Annotated in this window: 17 protein-coding genes; 6 read left to right on the top strand and 11 right to left on the bottom strand. The window is 42.0% G+C overall.

Annotated elements, in window-relative coordinates:
* The first annotated feature begins 358 nt into the window (after positions 1-358).
* From V7K38_RS06785 to V7K38_RS06765, 6 genes are all read left to right on the top strand, one after another.
* Positions 359-2,005: an FAD-binding protein gene (locus tag V7K38_RS06785; protein WP_334856463.1), complete on the top strand. Its 1,647-nt coding sequence runs from the start codon at positions 359-361 to the stop codon at positions 2,003-2,005.
* Entirely contained in the window at positions 2,002-2,331 is a 330-nt protein-coding gene (locus tag V7K38_RS06780; RefSeq protein WP_334856461.1) for a ferredoxin family protein, read from the top strand. Before V7K38_RS06785 ends, V7K38_RS06780 begins: the two co-directional genes overlap by 4 nt.
* Before the next feature lie 60 nt (positions 2,332-2,391).
* Positions 2,392-2,538, top strand: a complete 147-nt coding sequence (locus V7K38_RS29615; protein WP_442940754.1) for an acyl-CoA dehydrogenase family protein — start codon at positions 2,392-2,394, stop codon at positions 2,536-2,538.
* Between the two features lie 173 nt (positions 2,539-2,711).
* On the top strand, positions 2,712-3,143 hold the full coding sequence (locus tag V7K38_RS06775) for a class I SAM-dependent methyltransferase (protein WP_334856459.1): 432 nt from the start codon (positions 2,712-2,714) through the stop codon (positions 3,141-3,143).
* Positions 3,144-3,253: 110 nt separating this feature from the next.
* Positions 3,254-4,348: an aliphatic sulfonate ABC transporter substrate-binding protein gene (locus V7K38_RS06770; protein WP_334856457.1), complete on the top strand. Its 1,095-nt coding sequence runs from the start codon at positions 3,254-3,256 to the stop codon at positions 4,346-4,348.
* A gap of 37 nt (positions 4,349-4,385) precedes the next feature.
* A complete protein-coding gene (locus V7K38_RS06765) occupies positions 4,386-5,249 on the top strand; it encodes a TauD/TfdA dioxygenase family protein (RefSeq protein ID WP_334856456.1) in 864 nt (287 codons plus the stop codon).
* A gap of 157 nt (positions 5,250-5,406) precedes the next feature.
* Here the strand turns inward: V7K38_RS06765 and V7K38_RS06760 are convergent, their stop codons facing one another.
* The 11 genes from V7K38_RS06760 to V7K38_RS06710 all read right to left on the bottom strand — a co-directional run bounded on the left by V7K38_RS06760 (position 5,407) and on the right by V7K38_RS06710 (position 18,561).
* On the bottom strand, positions 5,407-5,961 hold the full coding sequence (locus V7K38_RS06760) for a hypothetical protein (protein WP_334856454.1): 555 nt from the start codon (positions 5,959-5,961) through the stop codon (positions 5,407-5,409).
* Between the two features lie 103 nt (positions 5,962-6,064).
* A complete protein-coding gene (locus tag V7K38_RS06755) occupies positions 6,065-7,774 on the bottom strand; it encodes a multicopper oxidase family protein (protein WP_334856452.1) in 1,710 nt (569 codons plus the stop codon).
* A 143-nt stretch (positions 7,775-7,917) separates the two neighbouring features.
* Entirely contained in the window at positions 7,918-9,090 is a 1,173-nt protein-coding gene (tyrA, locus tag V7K38_RS06750) for a bifunctional chorismate mutase/prephenate dehydrogenase (protein WP_334856450.1), read from the bottom strand.
* A gap of 67 nt (positions 9,091-9,157) precedes the next feature.
* Entirely contained in the window at positions 9,158-9,547 is a 390-nt protein-coding gene (gene aroH / locus V7K38_RS06745) for a chorismate mutase (protein ID WP_334856476.1), read from the bottom strand.
* 110 nt (positions 9,548-9,657) lie between these two features.
* A complete protein-coding gene (locus tag V7K38_RS06740) occupies positions 9,658-11,154 on the bottom strand; it encodes a DHA2 family efflux MFS transporter permease subunit (RefSeq protein WP_334856448.1) in 1,497 nt (498 codons plus the stop codon).
* A 382-nt stretch (positions 11,155-11,536) separates the two neighbouring features.
* On the bottom strand, positions 11,537-12,175 hold the full coding sequence (locus V7K38_RS06735) for a hypothetical protein (protein ID WP_334856446.1): 639 nt from the start codon (positions 12,173-12,175) through the stop codon (positions 11,537-11,539).
* A gap of 536 nt (positions 12,176-12,711) precedes the next feature.
* A complete protein-coding gene (locus V7K38_RS06730) occupies positions 12,712-13,371 on the bottom strand; it encodes a PEP-CTERM sorting domain-containing protein (RefSeq protein ID WP_334856444.1) in 660 nt (219 codons plus the stop codon).
* 412 nt (positions 13,372-13,783) lie between these two features.
* Positions 13,784-14,419, bottom strand: a complete 636-nt coding sequence (locus V7K38_RS06725) for a PEP-CTERM sorting domain-containing protein (RefSeq protein ID WP_334856442.1) — start codon at positions 14,417-14,419, stop codon at positions 13,784-13,786.
* A gap of 21 nt (positions 14,420-14,440) precedes the next feature.
* Entirely contained in the window at positions 14,441-15,190 is a 750-nt protein-coding gene (locus tag V7K38_RS06720; protein ID WP_334856440.1) for a Coq4 family protein, read from the bottom strand.
* 154 nt (positions 15,191-15,344) lie between these two features.
* A complete protein-coding gene (locus V7K38_RS06715) occupies positions 15,345-16,490 on the bottom strand; it encodes a 3-oxoacyl-ACP synthase III family protein (RefSeq protein ID WP_334856438.1) in 1,146 nt (381 codons plus the stop codon).
* Positions 16,491-16,704: 214 nt separating this feature from the next.
* Positions 16,705-18,561, bottom strand: a complete 1,857-nt coding sequence (locus V7K38_RS06710) for a ScyA-related TPP-binding enzyme (protein ID WP_334856435.1) — start codon at positions 18,559-18,561, stop codon at positions 16,705-16,707.
* Between the last annotated feature and the right edge of the window lie 134 nt (positions 18,562-18,695).

The raw sequence follows: 18,695 nt of genomic DNA, 5'->3' as shown, positions 1-18,695 counted from the left end.
AAACCTTTTGCCTTTTTCAATGAGAGATATAGCAGCAGGCAGGAGGTAAAAGTATTACTATTCCTAGCTTTCATGCTTTCAAAATGTCCTAACCTGTGTGACTACGGCTATAACTCCGTTTATTTTACATAAATTTACGTTTGAAGTTATTTGGTAAAATGCTTGCTTTTTGTCGAAAACTGTGAAAAGCTTTGTTATATTAAAAACTACTGTTTATCGGTCGAGATAAAGTAGTTAAATGATAATCTAGTGAGAACCTCTATTAAGGGGCAACCATTTCTAGATTTTTATTTATTTTGCAGCATCGATTGGGTGAAGACTTGATGCTTAAGACTTTATCGATGGGGGGAAATGTTAGATGCTGAAGACGTTAACAACCGATTTTGAACTCGACTTAGAAACAGATGTGCTTGTGATTGGAGGCGGGCCAGCCGGAACTTGGGCGGCTTGGAGTGCTGCATCAAGTGGAGCTAGAGTTATCCTCGTAGACAAAGGATACTGTGGTACGACTGGATGTGCTGCGGTATCTGGGAATGGTGTTTGGTACGTGCCACCCGATCCAGAAGCACGAGAAATTGCAAAAGCGAGTCGGGAATCATTGGGTGGGTTTTTATCCGATCGCAACTGGATGGATCGGGTACTGGATCAGACATATATAAACGTCAATCAGTTAGCAGAGTGGGGTTATCCCTTCCCTACCGACGATGAAGGTAAACCCTATCGGCGATCGCTCCAAGGGCCAGAGTATATGCGGCTGATGCGGCGGCAAATTCAACGCGCCAGAGTCAAGATTTTAGACAACAGCCCCGCCTTAGAACTACTGGTTGATGACGATGGTGCTGTTGCTGGTGCAACAGGTGTGAATCGTCAGACTGGTGAGAAATGGATAGTGCGTAGACGCGAAGCGGCTTGTCGCCAGACATCGCAGTCCACGATCATTGCTACAGGCGGCTGTGCATTTCTCAGCAAAGCGTTAGGATGCAACGTCTTAACAGGGGATGGTTATTTAATGGCGGCTGAAGCTGGTGCTGAGATGTCGGGTATGGAATTTTCCAATGCTTACGGCATCTCTGCCGCCTTTTCTTCAGTTACCAAAACCCTGTTTTATAACTGGGCAACCTTCACCTACGAAGACGGTACTGTAATTCCGGGGGCAAGTTCTCATAGACGGTCAGTAATTGCTGAGACATTACTGCAACAGCCAGTTTACGCCATCATAGATAAAGCGGCTGAATCAATGCGGCCATCTATGCGTTTAGCACAGCCCAACTTCTTTTTACCCTTTGATCGTGCAGGGATCGATCCATTTACTCAACGTTTCCCTGTGACTCTGCGCTTAGAAGGAACTGTGCGCGGTACGGGGGGAATTCGGATTGTAGATGAGAGTTGTAGTAGTTCTATTCGGGGACTCTATGCGGCTGGAGATGCGGCCACACGGGAACTGATTTGTGGCGGATTTACTGGCGGTGGTAGTCACAACGCAGCTTGGGCAATATCTTCTGGCTATTGGTCGGGGAAATCGGCTGCTGAGTATAGCCGCAGTTTGGGAGAATACAAAACTCAACGCCATGTTAAGGGTGTTGGGGAGGTAGGATTTGAGAGCGATCGCTCTCAAACGTTGGCAACTGATGAAATTATTCAAGCAGTCCAAGCTGAAGTATTTCCTTACGAAAAGAACTATTTCCGTACAGAAAAAGGCTTAACCGAGTCTTTGGGTAAGCTAAATCATCTTTGGCAAGAACTCCGCAGTAGCCAGGTAAAATCAAATAAAGAGCTAATTCGGGCGCGAGAAGCTGCGGCGATGGTAGCTACAGCACGATGGATGTACAGCAGTGCCATTGAACGGAAAGAAACTCGTGGTATGCACAAACATCAAGATTATCCAGAACTTGATGCTAATCAGCAACATCACCTAATTAGTGGCGGATTAGATCGAGTTTGGGTGAAGAGTCAGCCTTTACATACTACAGAAAAGTCACAATCCAAAATAGGAGCAGCAGTGTGATTGAGTTGGTCAGCAAGTCGCGGTGCATAGAATGTAATATCTGCGTAAATATTTGTCCAACCAACGTGTTTGACAGAGTGCCTCATGCGCCACCAACCATTGCTCGACAGAGTGACTGCCAAACCTGTTATATGTGCGAATTGTATTGTCCAGTTGATGCTCTTTATGTAGCACCAGAAAGCGATATGACGACTTCAGTCAACGAGGCAGAATTGGCAGAAGCGGGGCTACTGGGTAGTTATCGAGAAAACATTGGTTGGGGACATAAGCGCACTTCAACAGCCAAAACAGATCAAACATTTAAAATTTTGAAGCAGATGAAATAGTGCGGTGGAGAAAATAGTTATGCTGTCGTTACCAGTAGGAACAGGTTCTATCAGTAAAAAATTAATAAACTACGTGAAAGTGGACTGCTACCACTGATTGTACCCAAGCAATATGGTGGCATTGGTGCAACTTGGATTGATGCCTTAAAAGTTACTGGCGAGATTTGCGAACCTTTACCCTACACGCTCCTGTGGATTACAAATTGAGAGCGATCGGCGATTGGATACTCAACGATCAGCTACCTGTAATCACCCAATATTCTTAGGGCATTGGTTATTTCTCTCTCCACCTTAAGAGCCTCCCCTGCTCCCTCATCCGCACAGACAGAGGGGATTCATCGCGTCTCTACATAATCCAAAATCTAAAATACAAAATTGATATGACTCAACTAAAAACACTTGCTACCTATGACCCAAGTTTATTTGAGGGAGCCGCAGAGGGCTACGCTCAATATAGAACCAAATACCCATCGGTTGTATTCGACAAATTAGCCGAAATATTTCATCTCAATGGTCAAGGGCGACTCCTTGATTTAGGTACTGGGCCTGGATTAATTTCAATTGGTCTACGAACTAGATTTGAAGAAGTTGTGGCGATCGATCCCGATCCCGGCATGATTGCAGAAGCTAAACGGCAAGCAGCAGCAGTTGGAGCAAATAATATTACTTGGTTAGAACAAGGAGCAGAGTTAATCGACTCTAGTTTAGGGAAATTTAAGTTAACCACAATTGGTAGAGCCTTCCACTGGATGGAACGCGAACTAGTGCTTGAGCGCCTTTATGAATTGCTAACTGATGATGAAAATTTTTGAATTATAAAAAACATCTATTGATTAGAGTTTTTAAATAGACTTTTCGTTCTTGATATTGCAATTAATCACCATTGTTCTAACCACCTAAAAGAGAACCAATAAAATAACCCATGCCAGCTTTAAAAGGAAAGTTTGAATTCAGAAAAAGTCTAATAACAACACGTCGTTCCTTGTTATTTGCTCTCGGCTACTGCTTAATGTTATCGACGACTCTATCAAGTTGTAGTGAAGCAAAAAATAACACTCAACAGTCAGCAGCTTCCCCTGTATCTGTGGCTTCATCTAGCACTACAGAGAAGCAACTAGTGCGGATTGTACGTTCAAAACAACTTTCCGCTTTAGCAGTTTTAGAAAAACAGGGTTCCTTAGAAAAGCGATTAGAGCCTCTAGGTTTTAAAGTACAGTGGGCTGAGTTTGCGGCTGGGCCACAACAGTTAGAAGCCCTAAATGCAAATGGATTGGATATTGCATCTACAGCTGAATCGCCTCCTATATTTTCCCAAGCAGCAGGAGCGCCCCTTGTTTATCTAGCTACTACACGCCCTAGTGGTAAAGCTATTTCACTTTTAGTTCCTGTAAATTCTCCGATTAAAACTGTTAGCGATTTGAAGGGTAAAAAAGTAGCTTTTCAAAAAGCCTCTATTGGCCATTACCTATTAGTTAAAGCATTAGAAGATGCCGGTTTAAAACTGAGCGATGTCCAATCAGTTTTTTTAGCACCGGCAGATGCAAATGCAGCATTCAGTCAAAATAAGGTGGATGCGTGGTATATCTGGGAGCCATTTGCTACTAGAAATGAACAAAAGAAAATAGCTCGTGTTTTAGCAGATGGTGGAAAGTTACGAGATACTGGTAACTTTTATTCCACTTCACGCCAATTTTATCAGGCTCATCCTGATGTAATCAAAGTGTTTTTAGAGGAGCTAGAAAAGGCAGAAATCTGGACTAAGGATTATCCCAAAGAAGTGGCACAATTGCTTGCTCCTGTAACTCAGCTAGATCAGCCGACTTTAGAAAAAATGCATGATAAATATGATTATGGGCTAGTACCAATTACTGAGAAAGTCATTAACAAGCAACAGGAAGTTGCAGATAAGTGGTACAGCCTCGGACTTATACCCAAGAAGGTGAATGTTAGAGATGGCTTTTTAACGCCTGAAGAGTACGTCAAAATTACTCCCTCAGACGTGTTAGCCAATAAGTAGTTATCCCCAACAAGAAATTAAAATACAGGAGAATATTATGGCTACCTCGACTTTGACAAAGGTAAAAATTAGTCCTATCGATGCCCCATTGGGAGCGATAGTTACCGATCTTGATGCCAGTGGAGCGATCGCACCTGAAGTTATATTACAACTTAAAGAAGCTTTGCGCGATCGCCACATTTTGATATTCAAAGACCAAAAGCTCTCTGATGAACAGCTTTTCAACTTCGCTTTCTACTTTGGCGCACTCTTTGTACCATCATATGAAACCCCAGTATTGGCTTCTAAACCAGGAGAAACTCCGGTAGTGATTGCGATTTCTAATGTCGATGGCGGCTATACAGGTACTGGAGAACTCACTTTCCATTCTGACCACAAATGGACTCCCACACCATCTAGTGGTTCGCTGCTTTATGCTTTGGAAATACCAACTCATGGTGGAGATACTTATTGGTTAAATACCAATTTAGCTTATGAAGAATTAGATGAAGCCACTAAACAACGGATTGCAGATTTACAGTTAATTACCTACAACCCATTTTTACAAGATAGAAATGCACCCCGCTCTTTATATCGTTTAGACAAAAATATTCCTTTAATCAGCCCGATCTTTCCCCATCCTTTAGTTAGGACACATCCAGAAAGTGGTAAAAAGCATCTTTACTTAGATGTAGCGACGGAAGTGGAAATTGTCGGGTTAGAACCGGAAGAAGGATCTAAACTGATTGAACAGTTGAGACAACATCTAAATCAAGCCAAGTTTTACTACCAACACAAATGGTCTGTAGGTGATATTGTCTACTGGGATAATCAAGCTACCTTGCACTACCGTCAAGCATTTGATCCAAATGAACGACGGGTTTTGAAGCGGGTTAGCCTTGCAGGTAGCCGTCCTTTTTAGATTTATATTTTTCAAACAGTTATAACGCTTTTAACAATGGGGTGGTAGTTATCCACCCTAACTAGACAGTAAAAAACACTTAATTCAACCTGAGATCAATGGGTCATTTAGTAATCACCTAGTTGGCGTTACAGTGAAAGACTTTTCAAACTATCTCTTAATCAGCAACGCCTTCATTGGGATAATTGAGTTTTTTAAGAGCGAGTCTACCGTTCATTTTATTGATAGCTACTAAAACAGTTACACTTAATATGCCCAACATTAAAGAAGACTCAGGTATAGCTGTTATAGAAAAAGAATTCAGGGGATAACCTGTATAGGAACCTTGATATCCAACTTCTAAATAGTCATAAGTGTTAAAAACATTATATGACACTCCTCCTGCGGTGTAAGCAAATCCAAATTCACTCAATGCCGGAGAATCAGCTAGTAAGAGATTGTCATTGTCAAGAAATGATCCAGGAGATAATAAAGACTCTATTGGATCATCATTTCTTGTACCAGTAATATTTATAATCTCAGAACTATTTGTAGCTGAATCGTAAGGGCTAGTTGTTAATGTTCCACTGCCTATAACAATGTCATTGGGGTTAAGTACACTTGTACCAGAGTAGGAAAAATTAAACATTGCAGCCGAAACCGGAGCCATCATAGCTGTTAGAAAACAGACCGTCCCAGTAAGAGTAGCTGCAAGTTTTTTGTCAAAATTCATTCTATTTCCCCTTTTATTTCAAACCACTATTAAAATCGTGTTCGCTTGATGATTTATTCCCAAAGAATCCCATCCTTTAATTTTCTTCCCAATACATACGAGGCTACGGTAGCACCTCAAAGGGTAGCATCATGTCATTATCCTCGTGATTAAGCATGTGGCAGTGCCACACAAACCGTCCAGTGAATGAATTACCAAAAGGCAAGTTTGCTGCGGCTTTAGCACCGAAGGGAACTATCACACGAACCACCTCAAGCGGATTTACTACTACAGTATCTTTCCAACCAGCTTCGTTTGCTGCTGGCGGTTTTGCTGAACCTTTTAAATAGGGAGTAGGGTCGAGTGGTGGATAACCATAAGGCACTGTATCCCCACCAGGTGCGTTATGCATGAGTACTTCACGCGGCCCAGTAGCTCTGTATGCTGCCGAGTACGCAGTATCATTGATTGATTGTCGATTAAGAATTTGAAATGGTACTAGATGCAGGTGCATTGTGTGAGCAAATGGCTGTAGATTGATGAAGTTCCACTGCTCTACTGTGTCTACCTGTGGTCGCTCCATCAATTCTGGGTGGTTGACTGCTTCATGCCAGTAAACGGCGTTGAGCATCATTGCTAACACCTGAAAGTTAGAGTTCAAAATATCTGTTAGAACTAGGTTGCGCTGTTTTACTGGTGTAGTGGCAATCTTTGTCACCAATGGATTGTTGATTCGTAGCCTTGTGGGAATAGGTTTAGAAACGGCAGCGCCCTGATTCACCGTAAACTGCATAACTTCTGGCATTTGAAAGAAACCCTGGTCAATGACTGTAGCCAAACCCTTGGGATACGGTGCAGCAGCGTCATTTTGCAATACAATTTTATCTCCTGATAGGCTTTGAGAAAAGTCAATGAGTACGTCTGCTCGTTCACCAGGCCCTAGCAGTAGCTTAGACAAATATACTGGAGCGTTTAGGAATCCTCCGTCACTGCCAATTTGAATTAGTTGCCGATTTGACGACAGCTTAAGCCTGAAAAATCGAGAGTTTGAGGCGTTGACGATGCGGAAGCGGTACAAAGTTCGGTCAACATTCAGGTTTGGCCAAGCCTTACCGTTGACGACAGCAACATCACCGTAAAACTCATGATCCCATCTAGCTGGGAAGGACATCGAACCATCGGAATTGAAGGAATGATCTTGCAGCACTAACGGTATTTCATAAGGCGCTCCGGCAGGGATACCAAGGGGGCCATTGCCACCAATGGGATCGTCGTCATCCCTAATCAGATACATTCCAGCTAACCCGGCTTGGAGGTTCAAGGCGGTCATGCCAAGGGAATGGTCATGATACCAGAGTGTCCCGGCTTCTTGATTGTTGTTGTAGTTGTAGACATTGCTCTGTCCTGGCAGATATGTATCTTCTGGATAACCGTCGCTCTCAGGTTCAGTATTGCTGCCGTGTAAGTGGATGACTGTCCGTGGGTTAGTTATGTCGGATGCATTGACACCATGCAAGTTTGTATCTACTGACCCAGCTAATGGATGAGTCCCAAGTTTGTTGAATGCCTGAATCGTAACAGGCGTTCCCCTTGTTACCTCGAAAGTGGGGCCAAGATAAGGCAATCCGCCGTAACCCCAGGTGGTAGAAGACCCTAAGCTGCTATGAAACGAGTGTGTACCTGGGGCAATATCTAAGGTACTAGGCGGTGAAATTGGGTATGAAATCGGCAGAGACTCGGTAAATTTTGAAAGTGGGGGCGAGGCTGCATAGGTTCTCTTTCCTTTAAGTAGTTCGGGGAGCAGGATTGCTACTCCTAAACCTGCGCTCATCATTAAAAATTGCTTTCTAGTTAACATTTCTGATTCTGTTGTAAAAATTAGCGTCGAGTATACAAGAATTTAGAACTTATGCAAGAACTCTTTGAAACTCTGATTTCTTTGTGTCCTTCTCTGACGAGACGCTGCGCGAATGCACCCTACCCTTTGGATTCAATAGTTCTCCCATGAGAAAGCATCTCGGCTCGTGGTGCTATGGGTTGATTAGCGATCGCACTTTGTTTACTAAAATATAGTTGTTTTTGTTCGACATCTTTAGCTGCTAAGAGTGTACTCAGGGTGTTAATCACATGAGTACTTTCTTCTACAGCAGAGTGCATGTCTTCTGCCAAAAAGCTATGGGTTGCTTTAAACTCCTGAATTAAACTATCTCGATCGTTTTGAATAATTAATTGTGCCAACCGATTATAAGTGTTTGCTAGTTGCCCAATAGCTTCTCGACGCTCTGATGTCGCAAGCATAATATCTACTACCAGGGGTGCAGACTGACTGAACAACCGACCAACTATATCCATTTCTAGACGGAAAATTGGGCTAGAAAAATCTAAGCTACGACGGATATCAATATTTTTTCGTGCTAAGAAAACACCAAGACTAAACGTTGTAAAATTACGGATTGCTTGAACAGCAATCATCATTTCATCGTGTTCTTCTGGTGTGGACACAATCAGTTTACCACCATCATGTTCAATTAAATCCAAAAGCCATTGAAATGCATTGTCTCCACGACCAGAACAGACTACCACTTTTTGGCATAAAAACGATTTTATCCCTGGGCCAAACATTGGATGTAAGCTCATTACTGGGCCACTATGCTGCTCAAGCATAGTCTGTAATATTGGAGTTTTAATACTAGCAATATCAGCTAAAGCAGTAGTTGGAGAGAGGTATTTAGCAAGTTTATGGATCACATCTATTGTATATTCAATAGGAACACAAACTAAAACTAAATCTGCTTTTTTTAGTAGAGATTCTGCTTGTTCCCAGTCTCCTTGGTCAAGAATACTGATGTAGTGACCGGCGGCTGATAACTTCTGCTGGAAAAAGTACCCCATTATACCGCGTCCGCCAACTAGAGTAATTCGTCGTGGTTTGGTATTTGCTGGAGGCGAAAATGCACTAGCAGCAGAGGTACAACCTGTAACCAGGTTTTTCCACATTGACTCTGGAACACCAGCCTGCACTAAGGAAAATGCAAAATTAGTAATTTGTTCTTCTAAAGATATAGATTGTGATTCAGCTAAAACAGCAATTCTTTTTCCTAGTAAATCAATCAGTTGTTGGTCAATTTGTTTCAGCTTTTCTGGAAGCATAAGACCTCTCAAATATATGATGATTTTTTCCAGATATAACGATGTCTGCGATCGGCTACGCTTACGCTTAACTGCATCTCGCTATATCTGGGCGTAACTGTGCAGCACCCCGCAAATAGATCGGGCGTAATGCATTTTGAGGCATAGGGGTATTAAGGTGAATTAGCACCCGAATACAGCATTTCAGGCTACCGTTTACCTGCATTTGCTGCACATCTAACAGAGGAACTTGATCCCAACCCGGGCGTTGACGTGCCACAGCAGCTGGAAACATTGCATCTAAATCAGAAGTCGCTGAAAAGGTGACACTAACGATTTCGGCAGGATCTAAGGGATTGTTTGCTTCTAAAGCATTCAATAACTCATCTACAGCCTCAGCGATCGCTTGTGCTGAGTTTTGGCTTGTGGTTGCACCCCGGAGTCCTCGCACCCGCCATTCTCCGAGTTGCGCTGACATGTGAGTTTGTTGGTATGTATGTGTTGTAAGCAATGTGAACTTATCCATATTGATTTGACCTTTAAAAACTTAATTTTTGTCTCAATACAAAATTTTAGTTAGCTACTCTTTCAACCCAAGATAATTGGAGCTTTTTTTCGACTTTTTAGTCTAACTTTCAGAAATATTAAAGGTAGATAACTAGCAAGAATGATGAAGGTACTGTAGCGAAATAAGTCATTGTAAGCAAAAACTGCTGCTTGCTGCTGCACTATTTCGGATTGTTTGACGATCTGGGCGAGATTGGTAGAGTGAAATGCTTGCAAACGCCCAAGCATCAGGGTTAGCCCAGCAATGCCAATACTACCTCCTAACTGGTTAATCAGGTTGTAGAGGCCGGAAGCAGAAGTTCTTTTAGCTTTGCTGACATAGCTTAATGTCGTTAAAGACAGAGGGACAAATAATAATCCTAAACCAATTCCTCGCCAAATCTGGGGCCAAAATATATTCCAGTAATCTGATTGCAGATTTAAATCGCCTAATTGCCAAGTACCAGCAGCAGAAAAAGCTATTCCTATTGCCAAAATCATCCGAGCATCTAGACGGTTTGCCAACACACCTGTTAAAGGCATAATCAAAGCAGTCGCCACTGGCCCAGGCATGAGTAGCATTCCGATTGTTAATGAGTCATAATTCAGAACTTGACTCAGAAACACCGGAGATATAAACAGTACACCAAAAAGGCTAAATCCAGCTAAAAATGTGATGATGTTACCAAGGGCAAAAGTTCTATTTCTAAATAATGATAAATCCATGATGGGAGAGGGATTCACTAACTCCCACCAAACGAGATATGCGATCGCACTAACCCCAGCTATCAATAGAACAATAATTAACGTAGAGTCAAACCAATTCAATCGTTGCCCATTTTCTAGAGCATATTGCAAACTAGATAAACCAATTACCAAAGCTATCAAACCTGACCAATCGAATTTACCCTGTGGTTTCTTTAAATAAGGTGAATCGTGAATAAATCGAAACACCATTACCGCAGCAATCAATCCAATTGGAACGTTAATCAGGAAGATAGAACGCCAGGTAAGCATATCTGTTAAATAGCCTCCCAATACAGGCCCAAAAGCCGGGGCTACAAGCATTCCCAGACCAAAAATGCTCATTGCTTTGCCATGTTCTTCTCTAGGGAAGGTATCCAATAAAATAGCCTGAGCAGTTGGAAAAAGAACTCCTGCACCTAATCCTTGAAGAACACGAAAGAATACAAGGGCTGATAAATTCCAAGATAGTCCACATAATAATGAGGCAATTGTAAATAATATGATTGCTCCGGCATAAAACTGTTTGCGACCCCATAAGGCACTCAGATAGCCAGTTAAGGGCATTACAATCACATTACTAATAATATAGAATGTTACAACTGAACTAATTTCATCAATCGACCCACCTAAATTGTTTTGAATTTGAGGAATGGCAACATTTACAATGCTAGTATCAAGAATCGCAATTAATGTACCTAGCATGAGAGTTGTTGTGATTAGCCATTTATTTATAGGGGGTGGTGTAATAGCAAACTTCTCTGTTTTAGATTCAAGCGGATATTTCGGTTTCATCAGTTTAAAGTTTTATTTCGTAGCACAAATTGTCAGAGATTGCTGCTAAAGAATAGCTAGCTAGAACTCAATTTGGGAAAGGTATGATATTATTGGTATTGATGTTTACTATCTCTTAATACCAATAGCTTGATGCTGCTTTGAAGGGTGCGATCGTCTAGCCTGGTCTTTATACAATATATATCAGGTGTAGACGAAATTTACTGAGAAAGTTATAGAAATATTATTGAGAATAAAAACTTAAAAAACAAAACAAGTATTTCTATTCCTCTTCCATTTTTTGGATAAATTAACGATTGTTTCACAATTGAAAATTTGATCCAAGGTGATGAAAGAGGGGTAATCTAGATGGGGCTAGAAGTTAACCAACCCAGCATCTTTTCTACATATCTATATCAATTAGTTTTCCTTGGTGCTGACGACGACAGAAGATAAAGCAAGCGCCTACTCCTAACAATGCAGGCAACAATCCAGGTTCAAAAACCTTCTCAATTCGGGTTTGGACAGTTCCTGTATACAGCAGGTTGCCTGTAGAATTAGGAAAGTCCACATTTGGATAGACATCAAGGATTGCAGTACTTGGGACTGTTGTTCGTATAGCGGTAGATTCCCCAAATGTACCCTTTGGGTAATGAAAATAGTTCAGCAAAGCAAACTCAGACGCTGGCTGCCGTTGAGAAGCGCGTACCTCCCAAAGAAAATCGTCGGTTTCAGGTGATGTAAGACCATCTTCTTGACGGGGTAAAAAAACAATCGGATTGCCAACGGTTCCTTGAAAAACTCCCTTCTCCCCCAAGTCAAATTTATAATCATATCCCCCTTCAAAGTATAGGGTAGACTTCGGTGAATCTGGAGTTCCTATGGCAGTGTCATCGTAAGTAAAGTAACCGTTCACTCCCTCACCTTCAAAGCTGAATCGATACAAAGCTGCTTGAGCAGTGTCGATATTTAATATTATTGATACGAGGAATGCTGCTGCACTTGAAATAACAGGAAGTGAGAATTTATCCAATAGAGCCATTTCTCTTACCTTTAAAAAAGATTGATTGCCAAATTAAATTTTTTAACCTGTCTCAAAATTTTTATGGTGAAAAACATTAGTGATAATAAGTTTTCGCCATTTCTCAGAAATCAGGTTATAGGAAAGCTGACACACGAAGAATATCATAAACTGCCTGATGTTGATAATATTAAGACTTAATAAATCAACAGAAAAAGCCTTGATTATACTACTAAGTTGGTTCGCTATAATTAATCCTGTACTGATAATAGTTGTCGGCGTTGACGACGGAAGATAAACCAAGCCCCCTGTTGCCAAAAATAATCCAGGCACGACTGTAGGTTCACTAACCTTCTCAATTCGGGTTTGCACTAAGAGGATGTTCGAAAAGTATTTTTGATAACATCTGAAATTTTGGAAACCTAAACCCCATAGCCCTCTTCCCTAGAAGGGAATGGTAGTTTCAAAGCCTTTGTGACTATCGGGAAGAGGAATGGAAGTGGGGTTTTGAGTATACTTTCCAATTTCTCAAACAACCTCTAAATTGGCTCGGTGAACTAATCTTGTGCAGATAATAGTTGTCGGCGCTGACGACGGAAAATAAACCAAGCACTCACTCCCAGTAATGCAGACACTGATGCAGGTTCAGGAATCTGTTCGATTTTTGTTTTAACAGTTCCTTGAAATGTGTAGTCTCCCGTCGTATTAGGGAAATCCCAGTATGGGTAAACTCTGAGTCTAGCGGTGTCAGGTACACTCGTTCGTATGGCAACAGAATCTGAAAAGGTTCCCTCCGGGTAGGTAAAGCGAATTGACAAACCGTATTGCCGCCCACTAGCAGCCGGAGGAACGTAAAGAATAAAGTCATCAATGGTATCATCGTAGCCCAAATTACCGGCACGTCCAAGATAAACAATATTTCTGGCCTCATCATGTATATCTTGCTGCGATCCCTTAGTTCCCTGAGCAATGATACCCCCTGCATTAAGGGAATAATTTTCCACTGAGCCATCATACTCAGCAAGAGGAAAGTTAGATCCGAGAGGTTCTAGCTTCTTAGCTGAATCATCATAGATAAAGTAACCATTTGCTCCTTCACCCTCGAAAGTAAATTTAAACAGGGCAGCTTCAGCAATATTTATGTTTAATGTGACTGACAGGAGTAAGGCTGTTGTACTTGAAATAGCAGGAAGTGAAAATTTATTCAATACACCCATTTTTATTACCTCTAAAAAAAATGATTGCCAAATTTAGTTTTTGAAACTCCCTCAAAATGTTTGATGGTGAAAACTGTTAGCGTTAATAAGTTTCCGTCATGTCATAAATCCGGTTCTACAAAAGCTGATACATTTAAAGCCTAATGAACCGCCTGAACTTCATAGCAAAAAACTGAATAAACTAACAGAAAAAACCTAAATACTATCAGTTAGCTATAATTAATGGTTCTTCAGTACCTGGTATGCAAAATTAATAGTGAAACATCAAAGTTTGACTTTCAAATCAAGCTTAAAACGTTTCAGTTCTTAGAAAAAGCCTAAAATGTGAAAAATAATGTCTGTTTTTGGTGTACAGCAACATTTTAAACTTTTCAGTAGATTGATTTAGTATACTAAGTACTGAAGATCCTAATTAATCCTGTGCAGATAATAATTGTCGGCGTTGACGACGGAAGATCAACCAAGCACCCACTCCCAGTAATCCAAACACTGATTCAGGTTCAGGAATCGGTTCAATCCGAGTTTGTACAGTTCCTTCAAACACGGAATCGCCAAAGTCTCGATTAATAAAGTCCACAAATGGAAAGACTTTTAATTCAGCCGTGCTGGGGACAGTAGTTACTAATTTGTAAGATCCTATTGCATCCTTGGGGTAAATAAATCTTGCGGAGACAGAGTACTCAGACTCAGGTACGCGATCATTTTCTTTGACAAAAAGAATAAATTGATCTTGTTCAGGATCTGGAAGACCACTACCATCACGATTTAAAAATAGAAGGGTGTCAGCTACAGACCCCTCGAAAACACCTTTGGCTCCCAAATCAACTTTGTAATCTGTAACTGCGCCGTAATACTCACCAAGATTAGGAGTATTAGTAGGATTACTTGGAGTGGAGTCATCATAAATAAAGTAACCATTTGCTCCTTCACCCTCGAAACTAAATTTAAACAGAGCAGCTTGGGCTGGATCTGTACCAAGGGTTCCTAAAGCTAAAAATGCTGCAATGCTGACAGCAGAAGCAATTGAGAATTTATTCAACAAAGCCATTTTAGTTATGTCGCAATATAGCTATACTTTCAGGCTGAAAATTTTATCGTTTTGTAGGCGATCGCGTTTTAAAACTTGACCTGGGAGTATATTATACTCTGCCTGGATACTTTCTAAAGGTCTGTGCCACATTTCTTCCCAGCGCACAGCCCAAAGGGGATGAGCAGCATGACCCCGTTGCCAGCCTTCAAATAGTGCCTCTAGAGCCAAGCCCAGACTCTTGGTTTCAACGGTTGTGAAGTGCAGCACTAAAGCTGTCATCAATAAGGTTTGATAGACTGTTGGCCCTTGACCATGACAAAAACCCTGGAGTGCTAATTCTCCCAAAATCTCTGTATTATAGCTAGTTATTACGTGCCAAATGTCGTGAGTCTGCATTTTGCGTATTTTGATATAGCTTAAATCATCAGGTGAATCATAAGCACTATAGTCATAAGCAGGAATGCCATTTTCAGTCATGTGATGATAGTAGACATAACCTAGAGTCCCTGGAGCGCAGTCTTTATTGAGGTCTTCTAATTTATACTGAGGCCCCAAATAGCGTTTTGAAATCATTTCTGCCATGCCAGGATTAAGTTGCAACTGTTCAACATAGTTAGAAGCTTGCATGTCGTCCAGATGCCTGATTGTTTCTTCCAACTTGAAATACCATGCAAGCTCAGGATCTTGAGGAAATGCTGCTACTGATAAAAAAGCCTGGACAAAACCTGGATCATTCAGCACGGACTTGGAATTGGTCAGTACTTGTGCCATTGACTCTGTAATCTGCATCAAAAAACTCCTTTCAAAAAATATAGTTTGCTATCTAAGTGTATGCACTGTAGAAACGCGATTAATCGCGTCTCTACAAAAGTCAAGATTTTTTTGATTTTTGACGATTTTGGCTCTCGTCAAGAGTTTCATAAGTTCCAAATTCTCAAGAATTCTAATGACGAATCAGAATTCTATCCTCTTGTTGAGACAAGCTAACTGAAGGAGCAGGAGCAGGGCCTAGTGCGACATCACCCCAGCGCATTACACAACCACCAGCATTAGATGATGAACCCATTGTGTAGACGAGAACTAAATCGTTTTCACGAATTTTACCTGCGTGGGCGGCGTGATAGAGATTAGCAACAGGAAAGGTTGGCCCAATGTTGGCATATAGAGGATTGATGTTGATTGTACGCTCTGGTTTAATACCTAGAGCGCGGATGCAAACTCGTGAATACCAAGCACTAGGTGTATTAAAGACAAAAAAGTTGATTTGATCTAAGGTGAGTCCAGCATCAGCGATCGCACCGTGGCAACATAGACGAATAAACTTCACCGTTGTCTCGTTAAACATCTTGCTTGCACCCTTGCCGCCTCGGATGAACATTTTGACGTTACCATGTTCGTCGGTGGTGAATTCATTATAGAAAGCACCGCAGGTAGCAGCAGTATTGGCAATTTTAGTACCGAGAATACCTTGGTTTGGTTTCAGTTTCCCAACTACAAAGGCTCCAGCACCGTCGCCTGATAAAAAGGCCAAAGTATCATTTTCGTCAGTATAGCGCGAATATGTAGTTGAGACGACCACTAACACATTGCGATACTGTCCCGTTTGCACTAGAGAACAGGCCGTCTGAAGCGAAACTAATGCTGAAGTGCAAGTTGATTCTATATTCCACGCCGCACCTTGTAGTCCCAGTTTCCCAGCGAGAAAAGCAGCGTTACCAGGTGTGATTTGCTCTGGAAATAGTGAAGTAACGATCATGAGATCGATATCTTCAGGAGATAGCTTTGCGGCTTCGAGGGCATCGATAGCGGCGCGATACTCTAGTGAGAGTGAAGTCTCATCGGGAGCTAACACCCTTCGTTCGACAGTACCACGGAAGGGGTCTGACATATATGGTGTTACCTCTTGTGACCAGATATCGTCATCACTGGTGACTGTGGCTTGGTCGGGTACAAACAGTTTTGCTAGAGTTTTTTGTTCAGCCTCAGCAACCATCGTTGGAAAATTCTCTCTGTAGTAATTGTTTGTACGGATGATGCTAGGAAAGTTAACCGAGACTGCACGAATACCTACTGGTTCTAATGTTGTCATGACAAATATCCTTTTGATTTTGTTTTTGGTGTTACACGATGAAAGTGGAAAATACTGATACTAGAGCGATTCTCAGTTGAGTGAGGTAAAAGAACCCCACCCCGACCCCCTGAGGGGGCTATGATATACCTTGTATGATTTGGAAACGCTATATAGTTATTAATCATTGGTACTAATGACCAATGACCAATGACCAATGACTAATGACTAATGACTAATGACCAATAACCGTTTTGGCTTCTATAGCTCCTTGCTTAATCAAACTTTGGATGCGACCTCCAATAGGTGCGGGTCGGGTTGGGTCAATTTTCACATCAACAATGAATGGAAGAGTAGAAGAAAGTGCTTTTTGTAGGGCTGCTTCCAAGTCTGATTCAGTATTAACACAGATACCGTCGGCTCCCATAGCTCTAGCGATCGCGGCAAAATCAGTACTTGGTATCTCTGTATCTATTGGAACCTCGCCACTTAACCCTTGCAATGCCATTCCTTGGGCGCACATATTGTAGCGTCCATCGTTGAGGATAATCCAGACAGATGGAATCTCAAATCTTACTGCTGTGCTGACTTCGTTGTTCATCAACATTGCTCCGTCGCCAACAATAGCAACAGCTTTACCTTTTCGCCCTAATGCTGTACCGACTACCCCGGTGGTAGCATGACCCATAGAGCCAAAACCAGTACTAATCCGGTAACGACCTGGTTGCTTAAATCGCAACAAGTGAGTTGCCCAAGCAAAGGAGTTACCTGCTTCAGCTAAGATTGAGGCATCGCTGCCCTCAATAATCAGCCGTTGAATTGCATCCATGAGTACTTCGGGGCGCACTAAACCATTAGCGCGGGGAGCATTGGTGTAGATTTCAGGACGCGGTAGTGAGGAATTGGGAAACCAATTAAGACGATCTGGCAAGTGTTTTAATATAGCTCTGAGGAATGCTTTGATTTCTGAGTGGATAGCAACAGTATCTACAGATGGATAAGCTACTCCTGGAACTTGCGGATCGATATCAACATGAATGAATCCATTACTTGGAATCATCGTCGGACTCCAAAATGAAGTAGGTTCACCAAGGCGGGTTCCCAACACTAGTATGCGTTGCGGTCGTTGCTCCTGCATATATGTCAGGACTGACAAATGTCCGCTAAAGCCTGTGACACCGATAAATTGGGGATGATGTTCTGGAAAAATCCCTTTGGCGCGAGGTGATGTCATTACCGCCGCCCCAGTTTTTTGTGCCAACTGGCGGATTTCCTCTGCGGCGTGTCGCGCCCCAAAGCCAACCCAGATGGCAAAGGATTCTTCAGATAATAGTTTTACACATTCAGCGATCGCTTCCTCGCTAGCTGTTGGTACAGATTGAGAAAACCCTTGCTGAGGTAATTGTGCTTTTAATGGTGTCGTCTGGATTGGGGTGGGAACACTAATATGGGCTACAAAGCTGCCTGGTTGGGCTAAACCTTGGGCAAGTCTGCGAGAAATTTCTGGTAGTTGATCCCCAGACTCTAATATAGTTGCGTAATTGAATAGTGGCCCTGATGTAAAAATTCCTGAGAAAGGCATTGTGTGGGCGCTAGTTTCTTGACAAGCTCCCCGACCGCGATTTGCAGTTGAGGTTGCAGCCGACAAGAAAATTACCTTTGCTCCTTCCCCTCGCGCCGCGAAAAGCCCAGTCAGAGCGTTAGTGATCCCAGGCCCTGTAGTAGTAAATACCACGACGGGGCGATCGCTGGCAAAATAAGTTTCAGTCGCGGCAAAGGCTGCTCCTGATTCATGGCGAAAGTGAAGCAATTGGATGCTGCTACGGTTTAATGTTGCCCATAATGGCCCGATACCGCCTCCTGAAACACCAAATCCATACTCAACTCCCAAATTTTCTAATATCTCGATTAAAGCTTGTGCAACTGTAGGTTGGGTTAATTCTGACTCTGAAGATTTTTCATTTAGCAACGCAGGCGAGAAAATGGAAGATCCGGTTGAAGTTTCAAATGAAATTTGATTAGGTGATGGGTTAGTTTTCGTTCCCAAAGCTTGAGAAGAAGTAGTGCTTTTGTTGATAGATTTAATATTCATGATTGCCAAACTTGATTACTCTTTGTTGATTGTTTACACAATAAGCTAAAGGTTTAAAGCCTTGCTCCTCGTGGGCGTACCAATCCTTGTCTTGTAGGATAAGTTAAAATCTAGTTTTCCCTATTACCTTTCAT

The sequence above is a fragment of the Nostoc sp. genome, from assembly GCF_036917465.1.
GTDB lineage: Bacteria > Cyanobacteriota > Cyanobacteriia > Cyanobacteriales > Nostocaceae > Nostoc.
This window is presented reverse-complemented; position numbering and strand designations above follow the sequence as displayed.

Excerpts from the sequence above, each read along its gene's own strand:
- V7K38_RS06785 (WP_334856463.1), top strand. The coding sequence starts at position 359 with ATGCTGAAGACGTTAACAACCGATTTTGAACTCGACTTAGAAACAGAT.
- V7K38_RS06775 (WP_334856459.1), top strand. The coding sequence starts at position 2,712 with ATGACTCAACTAAAAACACTTGCTACCTATGACCCAAGTTTATTTGAG.
- V7K38_RS06770 (WP_334856457.1), top strand. The coding sequence starts at position 3,254 with ATGCCAGCTTTAAAAGGAAAGTTTGAATTCAGAAAAAGTCTAATAACA.
- V7K38_RS06765 (WP_334856456.1), top strand. The coding sequence starts at position 4,386 with ATGGCTACCTCGACTTTGACAAAGGTAAAAATTAGTCCTATCGATGCC.
- V7K38_RS06760 (WP_334856454.1), bottom strand. The coding sequence starts at position 5,961 with ATGAATTTTGACAAAAAACTTGCAGCTACTCTTACTGGGACGGTCTGT.
- V7K38_RS06755 (WP_334856452.1), bottom strand. The coding sequence starts at position 7,774 with ATGATGAGCGCAGGTTTAGGAGTAGCAATCCTGCTCCCCGAACTACTT.
- tyrA (WP_334856450.1), bottom strand. The coding sequence starts at position 9,090 with ATGCTTCCAGAAAAGCTGAAACAAATTGACCAACAACTGATTGATTTA.
- aroH (WP_334856476.1), bottom strand. The coding sequence starts at position 9,547 with ATGTCAGCGCAACTCGGAGAATGGCGGGTGCGAGGACTCCGGGGTGCA.
- V7K38_RS06740 (WP_334856448.1), bottom strand. The coding sequence starts at position 11,154 with ATGAAACCGAAATATCCGCTTGAATCTAAAACAGAGAAGTTTGCTATT.
- V7K38_RS06735 (WP_334856446.1), bottom strand. The coding sequence starts at position 12,175 with ATGGCTCTATTGGATAAATTCTCACTTCCTGTTATTTCAAGTGCAGCA.
- V7K38_RS06730 (WP_334856444.1), bottom strand. The coding sequence starts at position 13,371 with ATGGGTGTATTGAATAAATTTTCACTTCCTGCTATTTCAAGTACAACA.
- V7K38_RS06725 (WP_334856442.1), bottom strand. The coding sequence starts at position 14,419 with ATGGCTTTGTTGAATAAATTCTCAATTGCTTCTGCTGTCAGCATTGCA.
- V7K38_RS06720 (WP_334856440.1), bottom strand. The coding sequence starts at position 15,190 with ATGCAGATTACAGAGTCAATGGCACAAGTACTGACCAATTCCAAGTCC.
- V7K38_RS06715 (WP_334856438.1), bottom strand. The coding sequence starts at position 16,490 with ATGACAACATTAGAACCAGTAGGTATTCGTGCAGTCTCGGTTAACTTT.
- V7K38_RS06710 (WP_334856435.1), bottom strand. The coding sequence starts at position 18,561 with ATGAATATTAAATCTATCAACAAAAGCACTACTTCTTCTCAAGCTTTG.